This is a genomic window from Neorhizobium sp. SOG26 (genome assembly GCF_003491345.1).
GTDB classification, from domain to species: Bacteria; Pseudomonadota; Alphaproteobacteria; order Rhizobiales; family Rhizobiaceae; genus Neorhizobium; species Neorhizobium turbinariae.
Genome location: NZ_CP025512.1, coordinates 2,906,514 through 2,924,137, shown reverse-complemented (window position 1 = coordinate 2,924,137; position 17,624 = coordinate 2,906,514). Strand labels below are relative to the sequence as shown.

The 17,624-nt window shown below is 61.3% G+C and carries 17 protein-coding genes; 11 read left to right on the top strand and 6 right to left on the bottom strand.

Features of this window, described 5'->3' with window-relative positions:
* Positions 1 to 2 precede the first annotated feature (2 nt).
* A complete protein-coding gene (locus CYG48_RS14435; protein WP_118851013.1) occupies positions 3 to 1,550 on the top strand; it encodes an indolepyruvate oxidoreductase subunit beta family protein in 1,548 nt (515 codons plus the stop codon).
* A 40-nt stretch (positions 1,551 to 1,590) separates the two neighbouring features.
* Here the strand turns inward: CYG48_RS14435 and CYG48_RS14430 are convergent, their stop codons facing one another.
* From CYG48_RS14430 to CYG48_RS14410, 5 genes are all read right to left on the bottom strand, one after another.
* Positions 1,591 to 2,100: a MarR family winged helix-turn-helix transcriptional regulator gene (locus CYG48_RS14430; protein ID WP_118851012.1), complete on the bottom strand. Its 510-nt coding sequence runs from the start codon at positions 2,098 to 2,100 to the stop codon at positions 1,591 to 1,593.
* Between the two features lie 29 nt (positions 2,101 to 2,129).
* Positions 2,130 to 3,719: a phytoene desaturase family protein gene (locus CYG48_RS14425; protein WP_118851011.1), complete on the bottom strand. Its 1,590-nt coding sequence runs from the start codon at positions 3,717 to 3,719 to the stop codon at positions 2,130 to 2,132.
* 59 nt (positions 3,720 to 3,778) lie between these two features.
* The gene (locus CYG48_RS14420; RefSeq protein ID WP_118851010.1) at positions 3,779 to 4,564 is read right to left on the bottom strand and encodes a cyclase family protein; all 786 of its coding nucleotides are present in this window, start codon (positions 4,562 to 4,564) and stop codon (positions 3,779 to 3,781) included.
* 319 nt (positions 4,565 to 4,883) lie between these two features.
* A complete protein-coding gene (locus CYG48_RS14415; RefSeq protein ID WP_118851009.1) occupies positions 4,884 to 5,558 on the bottom strand; it encodes an amino acid ABC transporter permease in 675 nt (224 codons plus the stop codon).
* A 79-nt stretch (positions 5,559 to 5,637) separates the two neighbouring features.
* Positions 5,638 to 6,441: an ABC transporter substrate-binding protein gene (locus CYG48_RS14410; RefSeq protein ID WP_118851008.1), complete on the bottom strand. Its 804-nt coding sequence runs from the start codon at positions 6,439 to 6,441 to the stop codon at positions 5,638 to 5,640.
* Between the two features lie 441 nt (positions 6,442 to 6,882).
* On the opposite strand from CYG48_RS14410, the gene CYG48_RS14405 reads away from it, so the two are divergent.
* From CYG48_RS14405 to CYG48_RS14360, 10 genes are all read left to right on the top strand, one after another.
* Positions 6,883 to 7,569: a GntR family transcriptional regulator gene (locus tag CYG48_RS14405; protein WP_118851007.1), complete on the top strand. Its 687-nt coding sequence runs from the start codon at positions 6,883 to 6,885 to the stop codon at positions 7,567 to 7,569.
* 299 nt (positions 7,570 to 7,868) lie between these two features.
* Entirely contained in the window at positions 7,869 to 8,612 is a 744-nt protein-coding gene (locus tag CYG48_RS14400; RefSeq protein ID WP_118851006.1) for a TerC family protein, read from the top strand.
* Positions 8,613 to 8,863: 251 nt separating this feature from the next.
* A complete protein-coding gene (locus CYG48_RS14395; protein ID WP_118851005.1) occupies positions 8,864 to 9,823 on the top strand; it encodes a VOC family protein in 960 nt (319 codons plus the stop codon).
* A gap of 18 nt (positions 9,824 to 9,841) precedes the next feature.
* Positions 9,842 to 10,570, top strand: a complete 729-nt coding sequence (locus CYG48_RS14390; RefSeq protein ID WP_118851004.1) for a PIG-L deacetylase family protein — start codon at positions 9,842 to 9,844, stop codon at positions 10,568 to 10,570.
* A gap of 15 nt (positions 10,571 to 10,585) precedes the next feature.
* Entirely contained in the window at positions 10,586 to 11,257 is a 672-nt protein-coding gene (locus tag CYG48_RS14385; RefSeq protein ID WP_118851003.1) for a 4-carboxy-4-hydroxy-2-oxoadipate aldolase/oxaloacetate decarboxylase, read from the top strand.
* Positions 11,258 to 11,282: 25 nt separating this feature from the next.
* A complete protein-coding gene (locus CYG48_RS14380) occupies positions 11,283 to 12,338 on the top strand; it encodes a 4-oxalomesaconate tautomerase (protein ID WP_118851002.1) in 1,056 nt (351 codons plus the stop codon).
* 10 nt (positions 12,339 to 12,348) lie between these two features.
* The gene (locus CYG48_RS14375) at positions 12,349 to 13,218 is read left to right on the top strand and encodes an NAD(P)-dependent oxidoreductase (RefSeq protein WP_118851001.1); all 870 of its coding nucleotides are present in this window, start codon (positions 12,349 to 12,351) and stop codon (positions 13,216 to 13,218) included.
* A 108-nt stretch (positions 13,219 to 13,326) separates the two neighbouring features.
* Positions 13,327 to 14,061 carry a GntR family transcriptional regulator gene (locus CYG48_RS14370; RefSeq protein ID WP_390920467.1) on the top strand — a complete coding sequence of 245 codons (735 nt, stop codon included), beginning with the start codon at positions 13,327 to 13,329 and terminating at the stop codon, positions 14,059 to 14,061.
* Between the two features lie 132 nt (positions 14,062 to 14,193).
* Positions 14,194 to 15,606, top strand: a complete 1,413-nt coding sequence (ligM, locus tag CYG48_RS14365; protein ID WP_118850999.1) for a vanillate/3-O-methylgallate O-demethylase — start codon at positions 14,194 to 14,196, stop codon at positions 15,604 to 15,606.
* 90 nt (positions 15,607 to 15,696) lie between these two features.
* On the top strand, positions 15,697 to 16,620 hold the full coding sequence (locus CYG48_RS14360) for a methylenetetrahydrofolate reductase (protein ID WP_118850998.1): 924 nt from the start codon (positions 15,697 to 15,699) through the stop codon (positions 16,618 to 16,620).
* 63 nt (positions 16,621 to 16,683) lie between these two features.
* Here the strand turns inward: CYG48_RS14360 and CYG48_RS14355 are convergent, their stop codons facing one another.
* Positions 16,684 to 17,487, bottom strand: a complete 804-nt coding sequence (locus tag CYG48_RS14355; protein ID WP_118850997.1) for an MBL fold metallo-hydrolase — start codon at positions 17,485 to 17,487, stop codon at positions 16,684 to 16,686.
* Positions 17,488 to 17,624 lie beyond the last annotated feature (137 nt).

Genomic DNA, 17,624 nt, shown 5'->3' with positions numbered 1-17,624 from the left:
AGATGAACGAGATGGTAAACCCGAAGTCCCTGCTGGCAATCGACAAACCGCTGACCATTGCGATCCTCGCCATGGGTGGTCAGGGCGGCGGCGTGTTGGCGGACTGGATCGTGGGTCTTGCGGAAGAGCAGGGCTGGATGGCCCAGTCGACGTCTGTTCCAGGTGTCGCGCAGCGCACCGGGGCAACGATCTATTATATCGAGATGCTGCCGGCGCGTGATGGCGTGGCGCCGATCTTCTCGCTGATGCCGACGCCGGGCGACGTGGATATCGTGCTGGCATCCGAACTGATGGAAGCCGGCCGCTCGGTGCTGCGCGGTCTGGTCACGCCGGACAAGACGGTGCTGATTGCCTCCACGCATCGCTCCTTTGCGGTCGGCGAAAAGGAAAAGCCGGGCGACGGCATCGGTGATCCGACCGTGGTGGTCGGTGCGACAGACTTCGCAGCCAAGCGCACGATCGCCTTCGACATGGACAGCCTCGCCACCAAGAACGGCAGCGTCATCTCCTCGTCGATGTTCGGTGCGCTTGCTGCGGCCGACGTCTTACCCTTCGCGAAGGAAGCGTTCGAGGCGACCATCCGCGGTGGCGGCAAGGGCGTGGAGCCCAGCCTGCGTGCCTTCAACGCAGCTTACGAGCGTGCGAAGGCAAAGCCTCGCGATGAGGTCAGTGCCTCGCCGCCGAAGCGCTTTGATGCGATGCCGGAGACGGCCGGCCATCCGCAGCTCGACCGCCTCGTTCACCGGCTTCGCGCAGAGTTTCCGGAAGTAGCTTGGCCGCTGCTCTTTGCCGGCGTGAAGAAGCTGACGGATTTCCAGGATCCGGCCTATGCGGACGAATATCTTGATCGCGTCGGCCAACTCCACAAGCTCGACCGTGCCAATGGTGGCCAAGAGAAGGATTTTGCCTTCACCGTCCAGTCCGCCAAGTATGTTGCGGTCGCCATGGCCTATGACGATGTCATTCGGGTTGCCGACCTCAAGACCCGCGGCAGCCGTTTCGAGCGGGTGCGCAAGGAAGTCGGCGTCAAGCCTGACCAGATTCTCTACATGACCGAATACATGCACCCGCGCATGGAAGAGATCTGCGGCACGATGCCGAAGAAGCTCGGCCTGTGGATCGAGGAACGCCCCAAGCTGTTCGCCTGGCTTGACCGCCGGGTCAACAAGGGTCGCCGCGTCAAGACCGGCACGCTCTCCTGGTTCCTGACGCTTTATACGCTTGCCGCATTCCGCCGGATTCGTCGCAGCACCTTGCGGCACGCGCGCGAGACCGAACATCGCGAAGCATGGCTCAGCGCCGCAACCTCGCTCATTTCGCGCAACTATGATCTCGCCGTTGAAGTCATCAACAACCGGCGCCTGGTGAAGGGTTATTCCGATACCCACGCCCGCGGGCTTTCGAAATTCGATCGCGTCATGTCGGCACTTCAGACCTTGTCGGACCGCGAAGACGGTGCCGCGTGGATGAAGCGGCTGCGCCAGGCGGCCCTGCTTGACGAGGGTGGTATTGCGCTCGACGGCGCATTGAAGACCGTCGCCACGCTCTGATGAGCGTGGACGACACTGCTCAGATCAGCGCGGGTTCGCTCTAGATCTCGTGCTTGCGGATATTCAGGAGGATCTTGTGGAGTGTCGCGGTGAAGACGCGATACTCCTCCTCGTCGATGCCGTCGAACATCCGCATGAAGGAATCGTACATCGTCGGCCAGAAGCTCGCGAAGGCATCGCGTCCTGCTTCGGTGATCGTCACGTCGCGAATGCGCATGTCCTCAGGACGTGGCGTGCGGCGGATGTATCCCTGATCCTCAAGCGAATCCAGGGTGCGGCTCATCGTCGACTGCTCGATGACAGAGAACACAGAGAGCTCGTTGATGGTGAGCGATGAAGAGACGCTCAGCACCGCGAGCGTGCGCATCTTGGCCGTGGACAGGTCGTATTCGCGCAGTTCCTCCGACATGTTGGAGTTCCAGCGCGCCACGACGCGGTTCATCAGGTAAGGCGCGAAATGGTTGAGACCGATTTCTCCCATCGTGGGGGGAGGCAACGCGTTTCCGTCAGGATCCCTTCGCAGCACCACACCTGAAAACCGTTCTGCCATGAGCCCTCGTTTTGATCAGCCGATTGTCGTCATCGGAGCGATGAAGCGAGCAGGAAGCCGGAGCCGCCCGCAAGTCCAGGTCCCGGATGGGTTGAAGCCCCGATGTGGTACAGCCCCTGTATGTGGGTGCGGTGGTTAACAGACGACTTGAACGGCCGCCAGAGGAAAAACTGGTCGATGCCACAGAAGCCGCCGTAAGGATCACCGCCGACGAGGTTCATGTTCATGCATTCAAGGTTGGCCGGCGAGTAACAGCGGCGCGACAGCTTGATCTCGTGGAAGTTCTCGATGTGGCGCGCCAGCATAGCCTCGATGCGATCGGCGTAGCGTTCGCGCAATTCTTCGTTCCAGCGCCCATCGGCCGGCGTCTCGATCTCTCCGGCAGCGTCACCCTTGATGAAACGTGGCGTTTCCGGAAGCTGCAGCCACAGCACGGAGGCACCTTCCGGTGCGCGGGACGGGTCAAAGCTCGCAGGCTGGCCGACGCAGACGGTCGGTTCGGCGGGCAGCAGGCCGCGCTCGCATTCATTTGTAGCGCGAGATACGCCATCGAGCCCCGGCGTCAGGTGCAGCAGCGCGACCTTGGCGAGATCCGGATCGCCTTTCCAGCGCGGCTGGTGCGATAGCGCATAGTGGATCTGCATGTTGCCCTTGCCGTAGCGGTAGCGGGCAACGCTTGAGGTCACCTCTTCCGGGAGAGGCTGCGGCCATTCTTGCAGGAGGCGCTCGTAGATCTGGTTCGGGGTCATGGAGGCGATCACGCCGGCGCGTGCATAGATCGTCTCGCCGGACATCAACCGCACGCCGCGGGCGCTGTTGTCGGCGCCGGGCATGATGCGTTCGACATCGCTATGGGTGCGCAGCACGCCGCCCTGGTCGGTGATCAGCTTCTCGAAGGCCTTGACGAGGTTTGCCGCGCCGCCCTTGACGATTGGGCAACCTGCCATTTCGACGGCAAAGCCGATGACCTTCACCATCTCGGCGGAATAGGCGCTTTCAGGCGACAACCCGCAATGCAGGACCCATGGTGCCCATAGGGCTTGTATCGCCTCGGAGCGATAGGTTGTTTCCAGATATCCGCGCGCGGGAACAAGCGCGTCGCCAAACCAGGCGGCGAGCTGCCGCAAGCCCTTGCTCCAGCCCTCGCGCGCTACGGTCTTCAGCGTCGCGCCGGACCAGAGGGCGCCACCCAGCAGCGAGAACAGGAAGGCGGCATCGGCCCCAAGCAGGTTCATCTCGCGGTCGAATGTCGTACCATCGCCTTCCGACAGCGCCTCGAAAGTCGCGATATTCTTCTGGCGGTCCTTGGACAGGATGACGGAGGAACCGTCCGGCCTCAAAACGCCCGTGGGGAGGTCGGCATGTGCGAACTCAAGCCCGCGCGCTTCGAGATCCTTTGCAAGCGCGCCATAGGCGGGAGAGGTGAGAAACAACACCATGGTCGTCGCCATGACGTCGTGCACGAAGCCCGGCTCGGTGACCTCTTCGGTGCGAAGGCAGCCGCCCAGCTGGGCGTTGCGCTCGAGAACAAGAACCTTCTTGTTCTTCTTGCCGAGCATCGCCGCGGCGACCAGCGCGTTGATGCCGCTGCCGACAATGATGTAGTCGAACTCTGCCATCTCCGGCCTCTCCAGGTCTTACGGGAAAGCCGGGCCGTTGGCGGCCCGGCTCCCATTCATCAGCCGGCGATCAAAGCCAGGGCGCGAACCGGCGAACCGGTGCCCTTGACGATCTTGAGCGGAGCGGCGATCAGCACGGCGCCCTTTGGCGGCAGCTGGTCGAGGTTGGAGAGCGATGCGAGGCCGTACTTGCCGGCGCCGTGCATCAGGTTGTGCGCCGGGAAGGGCGGGTTCATGCCACCGGCCGAACCGGCATCGGTGCCCACCGTTTCCTGGCCCCAGCCGATGATGCCCTTGGAAAGCAGGTACTGGATGGCTTCGGCCGTCGGACCAGGCGAATGCGGGCCGTTTTCGTCCGCGTTCAGGAAGGTCTCGGTGGAGCCGTTGCGCTTGTACCAGTCGGAGCGCATCAGCACCCAGCTGCCGGCTTCGATCTCGCCGTGCTCGGCTTCCCATTCCTTGATGCTTTCCACCGTCAGCAGGTAGTCCGGATCGGCTGCTGCTTCCTTCGAGCGGTCAATGACATTGACCGGTGCCACGAAGTTCTGCGGCGGAATGGTGTCGGTCGTGTTGTTCGGGTTGTCCTTGCCGGTGATCCAGTGGCAAGGCGCGTCGAAGTGCGTGCCGGTGTGCTCGCCGAGCTCCAGCCAGTTCCAGGCCCAGAACGGACCGTCTTCGTTGTATTCCGAAATGGTGTGGACGGCGACCTTCGGCGTGTTCTTGCCGAACTGCGGCGGCAGGTACAGAACCGGGGTGTCGGGACCGAGCGGAGCGGTCAGGTCGACAACCTTGACGGAGCCGGAGACGAGCGCGGAAGCGAGACTGGAAAGAGTGCTGGAAGACATGTGCCGGGTTCCCCTTGAATGGCCGGTTAGGTGATGCAGTCGACCGCAGATTCTGATGGCTGGCGGTCGTCCGTGATCAAAAACCTATTTCAGAAAATATGACGATGCAAGCAATCGAAACGCGCTTTCGGTTCGGCAACCCGCTGCTTCTAAAAGTTAATTCGAACCAGCCACTTGTGCGGCTTTCCAGCCCTTGCAACCAGAAGCTACAGGCACAGCTTGCCATCGCCCCGGCCCCCGAGGTCGGGCGCCGTTTTTGCTGCGAAATATGCAGATGAATAGGTTGTCGGCGGTCGTGCCGAAGCGGCCGGCCTTAGCGTTACCGCTTCTTTTCCTTGCTGAACTTCTTTTCCAGCATGCTCACCAGACGCACCATCGGCCAGAGGAAGGCGATGTAGATCAGCGCGGCGCCAATCAACGGCGTCGGGTTTGCGTAAAGCGTCTGGGCATCGAGACCTTCCTTCATCAGTTCCGCAAGTGCGACGGTCGAGGCAAGCGATGTGTCCTTGAACATCGACACGCAGTTGTTGGTGGTCGGTGGAATGACGAGCCGGACCGCCTGCGGCAGCACGACCTTGCGAAGCGTGGTGATGAAGGAAAGTCCGAGGGCGGCCGCTGCTTCGAACTGTCCGCGCGGAATGCTCTCGATGCCTGAGCGGAATACCTCGGCCATATAGGCGGCCATCACGATCGTGAAGGCGAGGATGGCGCAGGCCCAGGACGAAAGCCGGATCCCGACGAAGGGAAGGGCGAAATAGATGATCATCAGCACCACCAGCATGGGGGTGGCGCGCAGGATGTCGATGTAGAAGACGGCGGCGTAGCGGAAAGGCTTCGGTGCATAGAGGCGGATAAGCCCGATCAACAGGCCAAGCGGGATGCCAAGGCCAATGCCGGCAATGCCAAGCAGGAAGGTGTTGATCAGGCCGCGCAGGAGCGCCGGAAAGGCCTCTCCCAGAACCTCAATGTTGAAGAATGTCTCGAGCAGGGTCATTGCGAAGCTTCTCTATGCCAATGAAAATGCCGGCCATTGCCGGCCGGCACGCATTTTGTATCCAGGATGGGCCAGAACCTTACGGCTTCGGCATCGGCATTGCGACAGCAGAGGCCGAACCTTCAGCCGGCTCGCTGCCGAACCACTTCTTGTGGATTTCAGCAAGCGTGCCGTCCTTCTTCATGGCGGTGAGAGCTTCGTTTGCCTTCTCCAGCAGCGGATGGTCCTTGGTCATCATCAGGCCGTACTGCTCGCCGGTCTTGATGCGAACCTTGACGGCAAGATCCTTCATCTTGAGGAAGGAATATTCCATGCCCGGAACGTCGCTGACGGCGGCGTCAGCGCGCCCGGCGGACAGGTCCATCAGCATGTCCTGCTGGGCGTTGTAGCTCTTGATTTCGCTGATGCCGAGCTTGTCCTTGTTTTCCCTCGACCACTTGTCACCGGTAGAGCCGGCAAGCACCCCAACGATCTTGCCGTTCAGGTCTTCGATCTTGGAGATCTCGACTTCCTTGCGCGTCGCAATGCCCATGTCGGAGTCGTAATAGGGCTGCGTGAAGGACTGGCTGCCCATGCGCTCCTTGGTGATGGTGATCGAGGAGATTGCGACATCGATGCGCTTGGAGGCTGTTGCAGCGAAAAGTGCCTGGAAGCCGAGGTCGGAGATCTCGACTGTCATGCCGAGGCGCTTGGCCACTTCATTGACGATATCCACTTCGAAACCTTCGAAGGTACCGCTGGAGGTTTTGTATTCAAAAGGCGGGTTGCTCGGGTAGGAGCCGACCACAAGCGCTGCGGCCGAGGCCGAAGCGGCGCCTGCGAGCGAAAGGACGGCGGCGCCTGCAAGGCCCAGCAATGTGCGGCGGCAAACGGTCGTGAACATGATTCTCTGTTTCCCTCTGTTTGGTCAGCCTGCCGAAGCGGCGGGCTGCAGGTCTTTTAATTTTCCGGGTTATCTCGCTTTGGTGCCTCGGCGTTCGCCGATCCACCGCATCCTCCCGTAGGGCGGATCGTGATGGAAAATCAGGCGAGATTCAAGAGGTCAAGTTTTAGGGTTCAAAGAAATTGTTGGGGCGGTTCAAGCGCTTGATGTTACTGAACTATTAGTGCGTGATCCGGCGCTCTGACGGAGCGGGATGCGTGACATTTCCTCTAACCTCCCCAGCTAATTGCGCAATTGATCAAGATGCCTATATTAGCGACATGGGCTGGCATGCCCTTCTACTTCGCGTTTGGCGAGTGGCCGTCACATAATGATCGCGCTTGATGAATAGTCGCTCTTGTGCGAGGCGTGGTCAAAATCTGAGGGAGATAAGAGGGCAGAATGGCGGGCAGCAAGCTTCTCAAGGTCACGTCACGGGTAACGGTGCAGGACTCCGTTTACGAGCAGTTGCGCAACGCGCTGATGTGGGGTTCGTTTGCTCCGGCCCAGGCGATTACCATTTCCTCGCTGGCGACCGAGTTTGGCACGAGCCACATGCCGGTGCGCGAGGCCTTGCGTCGGCTGGCGGCCGAAAACGGTCTCGAGATCGGGCATAATGGCTCGGCGCGCGTTCCCTCCGTATCGCGCAGCCGCCTGGATGATCTTTGCCAGGCGCGCACCGTGCTCGAAGGGCTTGCCACGGAACTTGCGGCCGCCAACATGACCGATGAGGACATTGATCGTTCCGAACAGCTTGCCCGAGAGCATGAGGAAACCGGCAAGGCCGGCGATGTCTATGGCATGCTGCGCAAGAACCAGGAGTTCCACTTCGGTATCTACGAGAAGTCCGGTTCGCAGGTCCTGCCGCAGCACATCGAAATGCTGTGGCTGCGGTTCGGTCCCTACATGCGCATGCTGACGAACTATGTGGCCGCCGAGTTCGACAAGGGTATGGTGCACCCGTTCTCGTCCTACCACTACCAGATCATCGAGGCTTTGCGGGCCCGCAACGGCGTGGCAGCGCGTGAGATGATGGTGGGCGATATCCTGGCGACCCAGGTGCAGTTGCGGGACATGTGCCCCGAATAAGTCGGGCAAGCAGGTCCCGTCGTGCCGCTCACGGCAGCGTCATCCATTCGTGATGCGGCTACTTGAGTTTTCCAGGACACGGCGTTAAATCTCGCGTCACCAGGACCGGGCCCCTCTGGCAGTTCACCTGAACTGTGATGTCGGACTGGATGTTTTTGTCCAACTTGGGTGCCTGGTGTTCGCGGAAATCACGACACGACGCTAATTTTCAGACCTGCGGCAGTTGAACCTGCCGCTTCGAGGTCTAGTTCGTCACGGTTCGCAGCATAGGTCACTCTCGCTTTTCGATTGGGTGCCAAATGATGGATTTTCTAACGGCGGAGGCATTAGCTGCCCTCGCGCAGGTGATCATGATCGACCTTGTGCTCGCCGGTGACAACGCGATTGTCATCGGTCTGGCTGCGGCCGGTCTTCCAAAGGAAGTGCGTGCAAAGGCGATCCTCGTCGGGATCATCGCCGCAACTGTTCTGCGTATTCTATTCGCTGCCATAACCCAGCAACTGCTCGCGCTTGGCGGCATGGTGCTGATCGCGGGCGGTATCCTCCTGCTTTACGTCTCCTGGAAGATGTGGCGCGAGCTTCGCACTCCCCATCAGCAGGAAGAAGAAGCCACCGAAGCACTGGAAAATGCCGACCTCAACAAGGACGGCACGGTTGCCGGTGGTGCGCCGAGAAAGACGTTTGCCCAGGCTGCCTGGCAGATCGTCATCGCGGACGTCTCGATGTCGCTCGACAACGTGCTCGCCGTGGCCGGTGCAGCCGGTCACCACCAATGGGTGCTGATCGTCGGCCTCGGTCTTTCGATCGCCCTGATGGGTCTTGCGGCAAGCTTCATCGCTCGCCTGCTCAACAAGCATCGCTGGATCGCTTATGTCGGTCTGCTCATTATCCTCTACGTGGCGCTCGAAATGGTGTTCAATGGTGCCAATGCCATCTGGCCTGGGTCGATGGACTGGATTCCGTTTATTGGTGGCGCCGAGGCCCCGGCTTCCGCTCCTGCGGCCCCAGCACCGGCAGCGCCTGCCCCGGCACCTGGCGGCTGACGGCAAGCCACATCGACTTTCAATAAGGGGTGCAGCTTCCGGCTGCGCCCCTTTTTCGTTTGTCACTGAACATCGTCCATTCAACCAAAACTTATGAGGCGGCAGGAGATCCTATTCGTCCGGACTAATATCTGCTTTTATGTTTTCTTGCAGATCTCGGGCCCTGTGCCCGCTGCGTGTCGAGGGAGGTCGACCGCGGTTTTCGAGGAGGCGGTGCCCGCCTGGGGTGCCAAGCGTGGAGTCTGGAAATTTTGACAGAGCATTGCTTTGACGTGGCCCATCTGGGCCATGTGGAGATATTGACCAACAAGTTCGATGAGAGTCTCGACTTCTTCACGCGCGTTTACGGGCTGAAGATCAGCGGTCGAGACGAAAATTCCGCCTACCTGCGTGCCTGGGACGACTACGAATTCCACACGCTGAAGCTGACGCGGTCAGACACGACCGGTGTTGCTCATATCGGCTACCGGGTCTCTTCGCCGGAAGCGTTGGAGCGCCGGGTGAAGGCGATCGAGGCGAGCCGGTTCAAGACGATCGGCTGGGTTGAAGGCGACCTCGGCCACGGGCGCGCGTTCCGTTTCGAAGACCCGTTCGGCCATGTCTTCGAGATCTACTGGGAAACCAACCGTTACCAGCCCGATGCTGCCGACAAGCCGGCGCTCAAGAACATGTCGAGCCGTTTCCACGCCCAGGGTGCCAGCCCGCGGCGCCTCGACCACCTGAACCTGCTGGCGGCAGACGTCACCGAATTTCGGGAGTTCATGGTCACCTGCCTCGGCTCCCGCGTCACCGAGCAGATCCAACTCGACAACGGGCGCCTCGGTGGCTGCTGGTTCACCGTCAACAACAAGACTTATGACCTTGCCTGCACGGAAGAGCATGGCGGCGGTTTTGCCCGCTTCCACCACATTACATATGCGACCGACCAGCGCGAAGACATCCTGCGGGCGGCCGATATCTTCCTGGAAAACGGCGTGCACATCGAAACCGGGCCGCACAAGCATGCGATCCAGGGCACCTTCTTCCTTTATGTCTGGGAGCCAGCTGGAAACCGCGTCGAGCTCGCCAATTCAGGTGCGCGCCTCATTCTCGCGCCGGATTGGGAGCCGGTCACCTGGACCGAGACCGAGCGCAAGAAGGGCCAGGCCTGGGGCCTGAAGACCATCGAGACATTCCATACGCATGGCACGCCTCCGGTCGTGCACAAATAACAGGATACGAGGCTAAGCATGGCAAAGACAGCATTGGTCATCAGCGCCCATTCGGCGGATTTCGTCTGGCGTTGCGGTGGCGCGATCGCGCTGCATGAGGAGAAAGGCTACGAGGTTACCGTCGTCTGCCTTTCTTATGGTGAACGCGGCGAGAGCGCCAAGCTCTGGAAGAACCCGGGCATGACGCTCGAGAAGGTCAAGTCGGAGCGCCGGCGTGAAGCCGAGAATGCGGCGAAGGCGCTTGGCGTCACCGACATCCAGTTCTTCGATCTCGGCGATTATCCGTTGATCGTCGACCAGGAAGCTAAGTTCAAGCTGGTCGAGGTGATCCGCAAGGTGCAGCCCGAATTCATGCTGTCGCACTCCAAGTGGGACCCCTACAACACGGACCACATGTATGCGACGCAGGTGGCGCTCGATGCCCGCATGATCGCCCAGGCCTGGGGCCACAATCCGGGCGAAAAGGTGCTCGGCGCGCCGCAGCTTTACCTGTTCGAGCCGCACCAGACCGAGCAGATGGAATGGAAGCCGGACGTCTTCCTCGACATCTCGCCCGTCTGGGAAAAGAAGTGGGCTGCCATTCAGTGCATGGAAGGCCAGGAGCACCTCTGGCACTATTACAAGAACGTCGCCGAAAACCGCGGCAACCATTTCATGCGCAATTCCGGCGGCCAGTCGGGCGGGCGCAAGTCCACCCATGCGGAAGGTTTCCAGTCGGTCTTCCCGCGCACGGTCGACGAATTGTAAGCGGGAGCCGGAACGATGGGTGTGGTTGTCCAGAACATCGAGCGCGCCGAGCAATCCGTCATCGACAGGCTGGCAGCCTGCGGTGTTGCGACGGTGCACGAAGCGCAGGGTCGCAAGGGGCTGCTCGCAAGTTATATGCGGCCGATCTATCGCGGGGCGCGGCTGGCGGCGAGTGCGGTCACCATTTCAGCCCCTCCGGGCGACAACTGGATGCTGCATGTGGCGATCGAGCAGATCAAGCCGGGCGACATCCTGCTGCTCGCACCCACCAGCCCCTGCGAAGACGGCTATTTCGGTGACCTGCTCGCGACCTCCGCGATGGCACGCGGCTGCAAGGGGCTGATCATCGAAGCCGGTGTGCGTGATATCGCCGACCTCACCGAGATGCAGTTTCCGGTCTGGTCCAAAGCGGTGTTCGCACAGGGCACCGTCAAGGAGACGCTGGGATCGGTCAATGTCCCGGTGGTCTGCGCCGGCGCCTATGTGCGTCCGGGCGACGTCATCGTCGCCGATGACGATGGTGTCTGCGTCGTGTTGCGTGAAGAAGCGGAAGAGGTGGCCAAGAAAGCCGAGGCGCGTGTCGCGGCCGAAGAAGGAAAGCGCAAGCGTCTTGCCGCTGGTGAACTCGGCCTCGACATCTACGACATGCGCGGCAGGCTGGCGGAAAAGGGCCTGAAATATATCTGACCGTCGAGCGGTCTGGGAGGCGGCTATGAGCGCAAGTGAGAACGGCGTCCGCTGCATGTGGATGCGTGGCGGCACGTCCAAGGGCGGATATTTCCTGGCCGAAGATCTGCCGGCGGATCGTGACAACTTTCTTCTGCGCGTCATGGGCTCGCCGGACAGCCGCCAGATCGACGGCATGGGCGGCGCCAATCCGCTCACCTCGAAGGTTGCCGTCGTCAGGACCTCGGAGCGCGAGGGCGTCGACGTCGATTACCTGTTCCTGCAGGTCTTCGTCGACCAGCCGATTGTCACCGACGCCCAGAACTGCGGAAACATCCTCGCCGGGATCGGGCCGTTTGCGATCGAACGCGGACTGGTGCCGGTGAAGGGCGAGAAGACCGAAGTCTCGATCTACATGGAAAACACCGGCCAGATTGCCATCGCGACGGTCGAGACGCCGGGCGGCAAGGTCACCTATAAGGGTGATGCACGTATCGATGGCGTGCCTGGCACCTCGGCACCGGTGCCGATCGTGTTTGCCGATACGGCCGGATCTTCCTGCGGCGCGCTGCTGCCGACCGGCAATGCCGTGGACGAGATCGAAGGCGTGGCCTGCACGCTGATCGACAACGGCATGCCCTGTGTGGTGATGCGCGCCGATGCGCTTGGCATCCGCGGCGACGAAAAGCCGAAGGATCTTGAGGCTAACCAGGAACTGAGGGCAAAGCTCGAAGCGATCCGGCTGAAAGCCGGCCCGATGATGAACCTCGGCGACGTCTCCAAAAAGTCGGTTCCCAAGATGACGATGGTATCCGCGGCGACCGGTGGCGGTGCAATCTCGACCCGCACCTTCATTCCCCATACCTGCCACGATGCGATCGGCGTCCTCGGCGCTGTCAGCGTGGCAACGGCCTGCCTGCTGCCCGAGGGGCCGGCGAGCGAACTGGCGGCGATTGCGGAAGGAGATGAAAAGCTGCTGTCGATCGAGCATCCAACCGGCGAGATGAGCGTCATCGCGACGATGAAGGATGGCGAGGTCCACCGGGCGGCGGTGCTGCGGACGGCGCGCAAGCTTTTCGACGGGATGGTATTTGGCGACTGAGGTGCCGACGATGAAGATCGCATTCTTGGGCTTCGGCGAAGCCGCCCGCGCATTCCATGATACCCTTGCGCCGGTGCTCCAGACCGGAGAATTTCGCGCTTATGACCGGCTGCTGGATGATGAGCAGTCTTCCGGTGACATGCAGCAGGCGATGCAGTCGCGTAACGTTTCTGTCGCCCGGTCTGCCGCCGAACTTGCCGATGCGGAATGGATCTTCAGCGCAGTGACAGCCGACCAGAGCTTGGAGGCGGCGCAGTCGATCCTGCCTGCTATCGGCCAGGGTGCGCTCTTCATGGACATCAACTCCGTGTCGCCGGATCGAAAGCGGGAAACGGCAGATTTGATCGAGGGCGCTGGCGCCGATTATCTCGACATGGCGGTCATGGCGCCGGTCCACCCCAAGGGCCATGCAACGCCGGTTCTGATCGCCGGCAGTGTGGCGGAAACGCTGGTCGGGCGGCTGCGGGAACTGGGCTTTGATGCCAACGTGGCAGGCGCGAAAGTCGGCTCCGCAACCGCGATCAAGATGGTGCGCTCGGTTTTCGTGAAGGGCCTGGAAGCGATCACGGTTGAAGCTCTGCTCGCTGCAGAAGCGTCCGGTTGCTTTGAGGAGATCTTGGCGTCGCTGTCGAAAAGCTTCCCCGGCCTCGAGTGGTCGAAGTTCCCGACCTATCAGTTCGAACGCACCACGCGCCACGGCCGCCGCCGGGCCGCCGAAATGCGCGAAAGCGGTGCGACGCTCGATGCACTTGGCCTGAACGGCGGGATCGCGCGAGAAACCGCAGCCATTCAGGACGCGATGGCGGCAAGCGGTGTCGTTGCCGGCGAGGATCTGCACGAGACGGTGGCGCGCGTGCTGGCTGCGCGCCTCAGTGGCTGAGACACGCTCTTCGGCGGCATGTATACACGGCCCTTGGCGAGTCTTTCAGAACCCGCTAAGCTTTCTTCCGATCGGGCGGCAGCGCGCCGGCTTTGCATAGGTGCAGATGTGGAAGAGCCTTCACGAAATACCCACACGATGCGTGCGCTGATGGAACTGCGCAAGCGGATCCTGAGCGGTGATTATCCCGGCGGGACACGTTTGTTCGAGGTGCCGCTTGCCGAAACGCTGCAGATTTCCCGTACGCCGGTGCGTGAGGTGATGTCGCGCCTTGCCGAGGAAGGCCTGCTGGACCGGCTCGCCAATGGCGGTTTTGTGGTGCGCAGCTTCACCTATGCCGATGCCGTCGATGCCATCGAACTGCGCGGCGTTCTGGAAGGCACGGCGGCACGGCTCGCCGCCGAACGTGGCGTGTCGCAGGCTGGGCTCGACCAGTTGCGGGAGCTTCTGGCGCGGCTTGAAGATTGCTTCGGCAGCAGTTCGGATGATGTGGATCTTGAAGCGTATTCCGAAGCCAATGCCCGCTTCCATGCCACACTGGTGGAAATGTCCGGGAGCACGGTCATCCAGCGCGAGGTGGACCGCGCGACGCGCCTGCCCTTTGCCTCGCCGTCGGCCTTCCTGTCGGGAAGTACACAGGTCGCAGCCTTCCGGCAGTCGCTGCATATCGCCCAGGACCAGCACCGCAACCTGCTCGCCGCCGTTGCGAGCCGCGAAGGGGCCCGCGCCGAGTTTATTGCGCGGGAGCACGCCCGCATTGCCCGCAAGAACCTGGAATATGCCGTTTACGAGGATCCGGAACTGATGCTGACGCTGCCGGGCCTCGTGCTTCTCAATTCCTGAGTCGGACTTCAACAGGTCTCGCATCTCCGGGCACGGCCGTTGGGTCCAGCGCGCTGGCTGATTCTTTTCCCTTGAATTTGGCAATGGATGACGTCATGTATACATCCACTCGCGAACCAAGGGAGGATTTCCGTGACCCAAGCCAATCTTACGCAAGTTTTGAAGGATGCAGGTAACACTGTTGAGCACCTGCGCAACTCCAAGACGGGCATCTATGTATACCCTGTCGTCGCTCCGGAATTTTCGAACTGGCGTTCCGAACAGGCTGCCTGGCGTGAAGGCGCCGTGCTTTTCGACCAGTCCCACCACATGGATGAACTGGTTGTCGAAGGCCCGGATGCGGCCAAGTTCCTCGAGAGCCTCGCGATCAACAGCTTTGCCAACTTTGGCACGAACCGCGCCAAGCATTATGTGCCGGTAACGCCGGCCGGCTACGTCATCGGCGACATGATCATCTTCCGCGAAACCGAAGAGAAGTTCGTTCTCGTTGGTCGCGCGCCGACTGCCAACTGGCTGCTCTACAATGCCTCGCTCGGCAAGCATAACGTCAAGCTGACGCACGACCCGCGCTCGCCGTCGCGCCCTGATGGCAAGCTCGTTACCCGTATCCACTACCGTTTCCAGATCCAGGGCCCGGACGCCCCGAAGGTCTTCGAAAAGATGAACGGTGGTCCGATCCCGGAAATCAAGTTCTTCCACGTTGACTGGATCAATGTCGGCGGTCGCAAGGTCCAGGCCCTGCGCCACGGCATGGCCGGTGCTCCGGGTCTCGAAATCTGGGGCCCGTATGCTGAAAAGGACGAAGTCCGCGACGCCATCATGAAGGCTGCGGAAGAAGCAGGCGTTGACCTGCGTCCGGTCGGTAGCCGTGCATACGCCACCAACACGCTGGAGTCCGGCTGGATCCCGTCGCCGCTCCCGGCGATCTACACGGGCGACGAACTGCAGGGTTATCGCGACTGGCTCTCCGCCCAGAGCTACGAAGCTTCGGGTTCGATCGGCGGCAGCTTCGTGTCCGACAACATCGAAGACTACTACCTCAACCCCTACGAGCTGGGCTACGGCGTTTACGTCAAGTTCGACCACGACTTCGTTGGTCGCGCTGCCGTTGAGAAGCAGAAGGAAACCCCGCAGCGCCGCAAGGTCACTTTCGAGTGGAACTCGGACGACGTCGTCAAGGTCATCGCTTCAGCCTTCCAGCCGGGCGAGCAGGCCAAGAAGTGGATCGACTTCCCGCTTTCCAACTATGCGTCTTCGAGCTTCGACAAGGTGCTGAAGGACGGCAAGGTCGTCGGCCTCTCGATGTTCAACGGCTACAGCTACAACGAGCGCTCCATGCTGTCGCTCGGCGTTGTTGATGCCGACATCAAGGAAAACGACGTCCTGACGCTCGTCTGGGGCGAGCCGGATGGTGGCACCTCCAAGACCTCGGTCGAGCAGGGCCACGGTCAGGCCGAGATCCGCGTTCGCGTTGCCGCCGTGCCTTACGCACAGGAAGCTCGTGAAAATTACGCCGAAAGCTGGCGCACGAAGAAGGCCCTCTAAGGCCAAGGCGTGCGAGACATCACTGTCTCGCACGCCTTTCGTCCACGTGACGGAGAGGTTTTCATTGGCTGAGCGGGGGGAGGATCAACAATGGCACTTATGAATTTGTTCAAGGGCAAGCCGGACGAAGCGCCGGCCGGTTCCACCCGCTTCAGGGACCTCATTGATGGTTATTCGATCGAGGTTATGCCGCGCACCGCGGCCAAGATCGAAGACTTCAAGACGCTCCTGCCGAAGGGCACCCGCGTCTATATCGCCCATATCGAGGGCACGCCGATCGAGGAGATGGTGGCGACGGCCAAACGCCTGACCGATGACGGTTTCCCCGTCATGCCGCATTTCCCGGCCCGCATCATTCCGAGCCTCGCCGTTCTGGAAGACTGGATCAAGCGCTACCACAATGAAGCTGGCGTCGAGCAGGCGCTGCTGCTGGGTGGCGGTGTTTCGACCCCTGCGGGCGAGCTCGACAGCTCAATGCAGATGATCGAGTCCGGCCTGTTCGACCGGTACGGCTTCAAGCGCCTTCATGTCGCTGGCCATCCTGAAGGCAACAAGGACATCGACAAGGACGGCGGCTACCGCATCGTCGACGAGGCGCTCAAGTTCAAGCAGGCCTATTCCGAAAGCAGCGATGCCGAAATGGCGATCGTCACCCAGTTCGCCTTCGATGCCAAGCCCGTCATCGCCTGGGCCGAGCGCATTGCCGCAGCCGGCGTCAAGCTGCCGATCCATGTCGGTATCGCCGGCCCCACCAAGCTGCAGACGCTGATCAAGTTTGCGATCTCCTGCGGTGTTGGACCGTCCATCGCCGTTCTCCAGAAGCGCGCCATGGACCTGAGCAAGCTACTCGTTCCTTATGAACCGGCGGAAGTCCTCGAAGATATCGCGGATTACAAGGCAGCCCATCCGGAAAGCCTGATCCAGCAGATCCATGTCTTCCCGCTTGGCGGCATTCGCACCAGCGCGGAATGGATGAACGCGCGGCTTCCTGAAAAGCAGGCCGCGACGGCCTGAGGCTAGGTTCGGATAAGTCCTAAACGCCGCCGCTGGTATCCAGTTGGCGGCGTTTTCGCGTTGTCACCTTGAGATGCGGTCAATATAACGTTTTGCCGACCGGGCGACGATGTCATGCCCGTCCGCCCTGACATTCTGGTGCGAGAAGGCACCATAGATCCGCTCGAACGGCCAGTGCGCGAGACGCTCGGCCACATCGGCCACTTCCTGGGCACTGAGCGGAATCATGTTGGGATAGCTCCACATGAAGGAAACATGGTCGGCACCTGGCGTCACCTGCACGATGTCACCCGCCAGCAGCACGCCGTTGTCATCCTCGCCCGTCCAGTGCAGCACCGTGCCGCCAGCAAAATGGCCGCCGCCATGAACCAGCGTCACCGTGGAAGACAAGGCGAGCGCATCCTCGTCCCAGAAGCGGATGTGGTCGGACGGACGACAGACCCATTCCCGGTCTGCCGCATGAAGATAGATCGGCGCGTCGAAGGCTGCCGCCCAATCCTGCATCACCGTATAATAATGCGGATGCGAGATCGCGATCGCGCTCAAGCCGCCCAGGCCTTCCACCAGCGCCTTCGTCGCGTCATCGAGGAGCGCGAGGCAATCCCAGAGCACGTTGCCGTTCGCGGTTTTCAAAAGCAGCGCTCGCTGGTTGATCGCGAAGGCTGGCACTGTCTGGAGCGACAACAGCCCCGGCTCTAGCTGTCGCCATGTGTTGGTGTGCGAGGCGGCGAGTTTCTGCGGTGTCGTCCAGCCTTGGCCGGACGGCGGGACATATTGCCGTTCGTCCTGGCAGATGCGGCAGCCGTCCGGCGCCGGTTCGCCACCTTCGTATGACGTGCCGCAGGCGGTGCAGATAAAGATCGTCATGAACCCTCCGATATGCGCAAGTCCTGGCCAAAGCTGCAGCAAATAAGCGAGAAGCGCAAAGGGTAGTTCCGATCCAGTCCAGCGTCGCGTGGCATTTGGCGCACGATCTTCACCATTCTCAAAGCCATGCCGCCTAT

Excerpts from the sequence above, each read along its gene's own strand:
- CYG48_RS14435 (WP_118851013.1), top strand. The coding sequence starts at position 3 with ATGAACGAGATGGTAAACCCGAAGTCCCTGCTGGCAATCGACAAACCG.
- CYG48_RS14430 (WP_118851012.1), bottom strand. The coding sequence starts at position 2,100 with ATGGCAGAACGGTTTTCAGGTGTGGTGCTGCGAAGGGATCCTGACGGA.
- CYG48_RS14425 (WP_118851011.1), bottom strand. The coding sequence starts at position 3,719 with ATGGCAGAGTTCGACTACATCATTGTCGGCAGCGGCATCAACGCGCTG.
- CYG48_RS14420 (WP_118851010.1), bottom strand. The coding sequence starts at position 4,564 with ATGTCTTCCAGCACTCTTTCCAGTCTCGCTTCCGCGCTCGTCTCCGGC.
- CYG48_RS14415 (WP_118851009.1), bottom strand. The coding sequence starts at position 5,558 with ATGACCCTGCTCGAGACATTCTTCAACATTGAGGTTCTGGGAGAGGCC.
- CYG48_RS14410 (WP_118851008.1), bottom strand. The coding sequence starts at position 6,441 with ATGTTCACGACCGTTTGCCGCCGCACATTGCTGGGCCTTGCAGGCGCC.
- CYG48_RS14405 (WP_118851007.1), top strand. The coding sequence starts at position 6,883 with ATGGCGGGCAGCAAGCTTCTCAAGGTCACGTCACGGGTAACGGTGCAG.
- CYG48_RS14400 (WP_118851006.1), top strand. The coding sequence starts at position 7,869 with ATGATGGATTTTCTAACGGCGGAGGCATTAGCTGCCCTCGCGCAGGTG.
- CYG48_RS14390 (WP_118851004.1), top strand. The coding sequence starts at position 9,842 with ATGGCAAAGACAGCATTGGTCATCAGCGCCCATTCGGCGGATTTCGTC.
- CYG48_RS14385 (WP_118851003.1), top strand. The coding sequence starts at position 10,586 with ATGGGTGTGGTTGTCCAGAACATCGAGCGCGCCGAGCAATCCGTCATC.
- CYG48_RS14380 (WP_118851002.1), top strand. The coding sequence starts at position 11,283 with ATGAGCGCAAGTGAGAACGGCGTCCGCTGCATGTGGATGCGTGGCGGC.
- CYG48_RS14375 (WP_118851001.1), top strand. The coding sequence starts at position 12,349 with ATGAAGATCGCATTCTTGGGCTTCGGCGAAGCCGCCCGCGCATTCCAT.
- CYG48_RS14360 (WP_118850998.1), top strand. The coding sequence starts at position 15,697 with ATGGCACTTATGAATTTGTTCAAGGGCAAGCCGGACGAAGCGCCGGCC.
- CYG48_RS14355 (WP_118850997.1), bottom strand. The coding sequence starts at position 17,487 with ATGACGATCTTTATCTGCACCGCCTGCGGCACGTCATACGAAGGTGGC.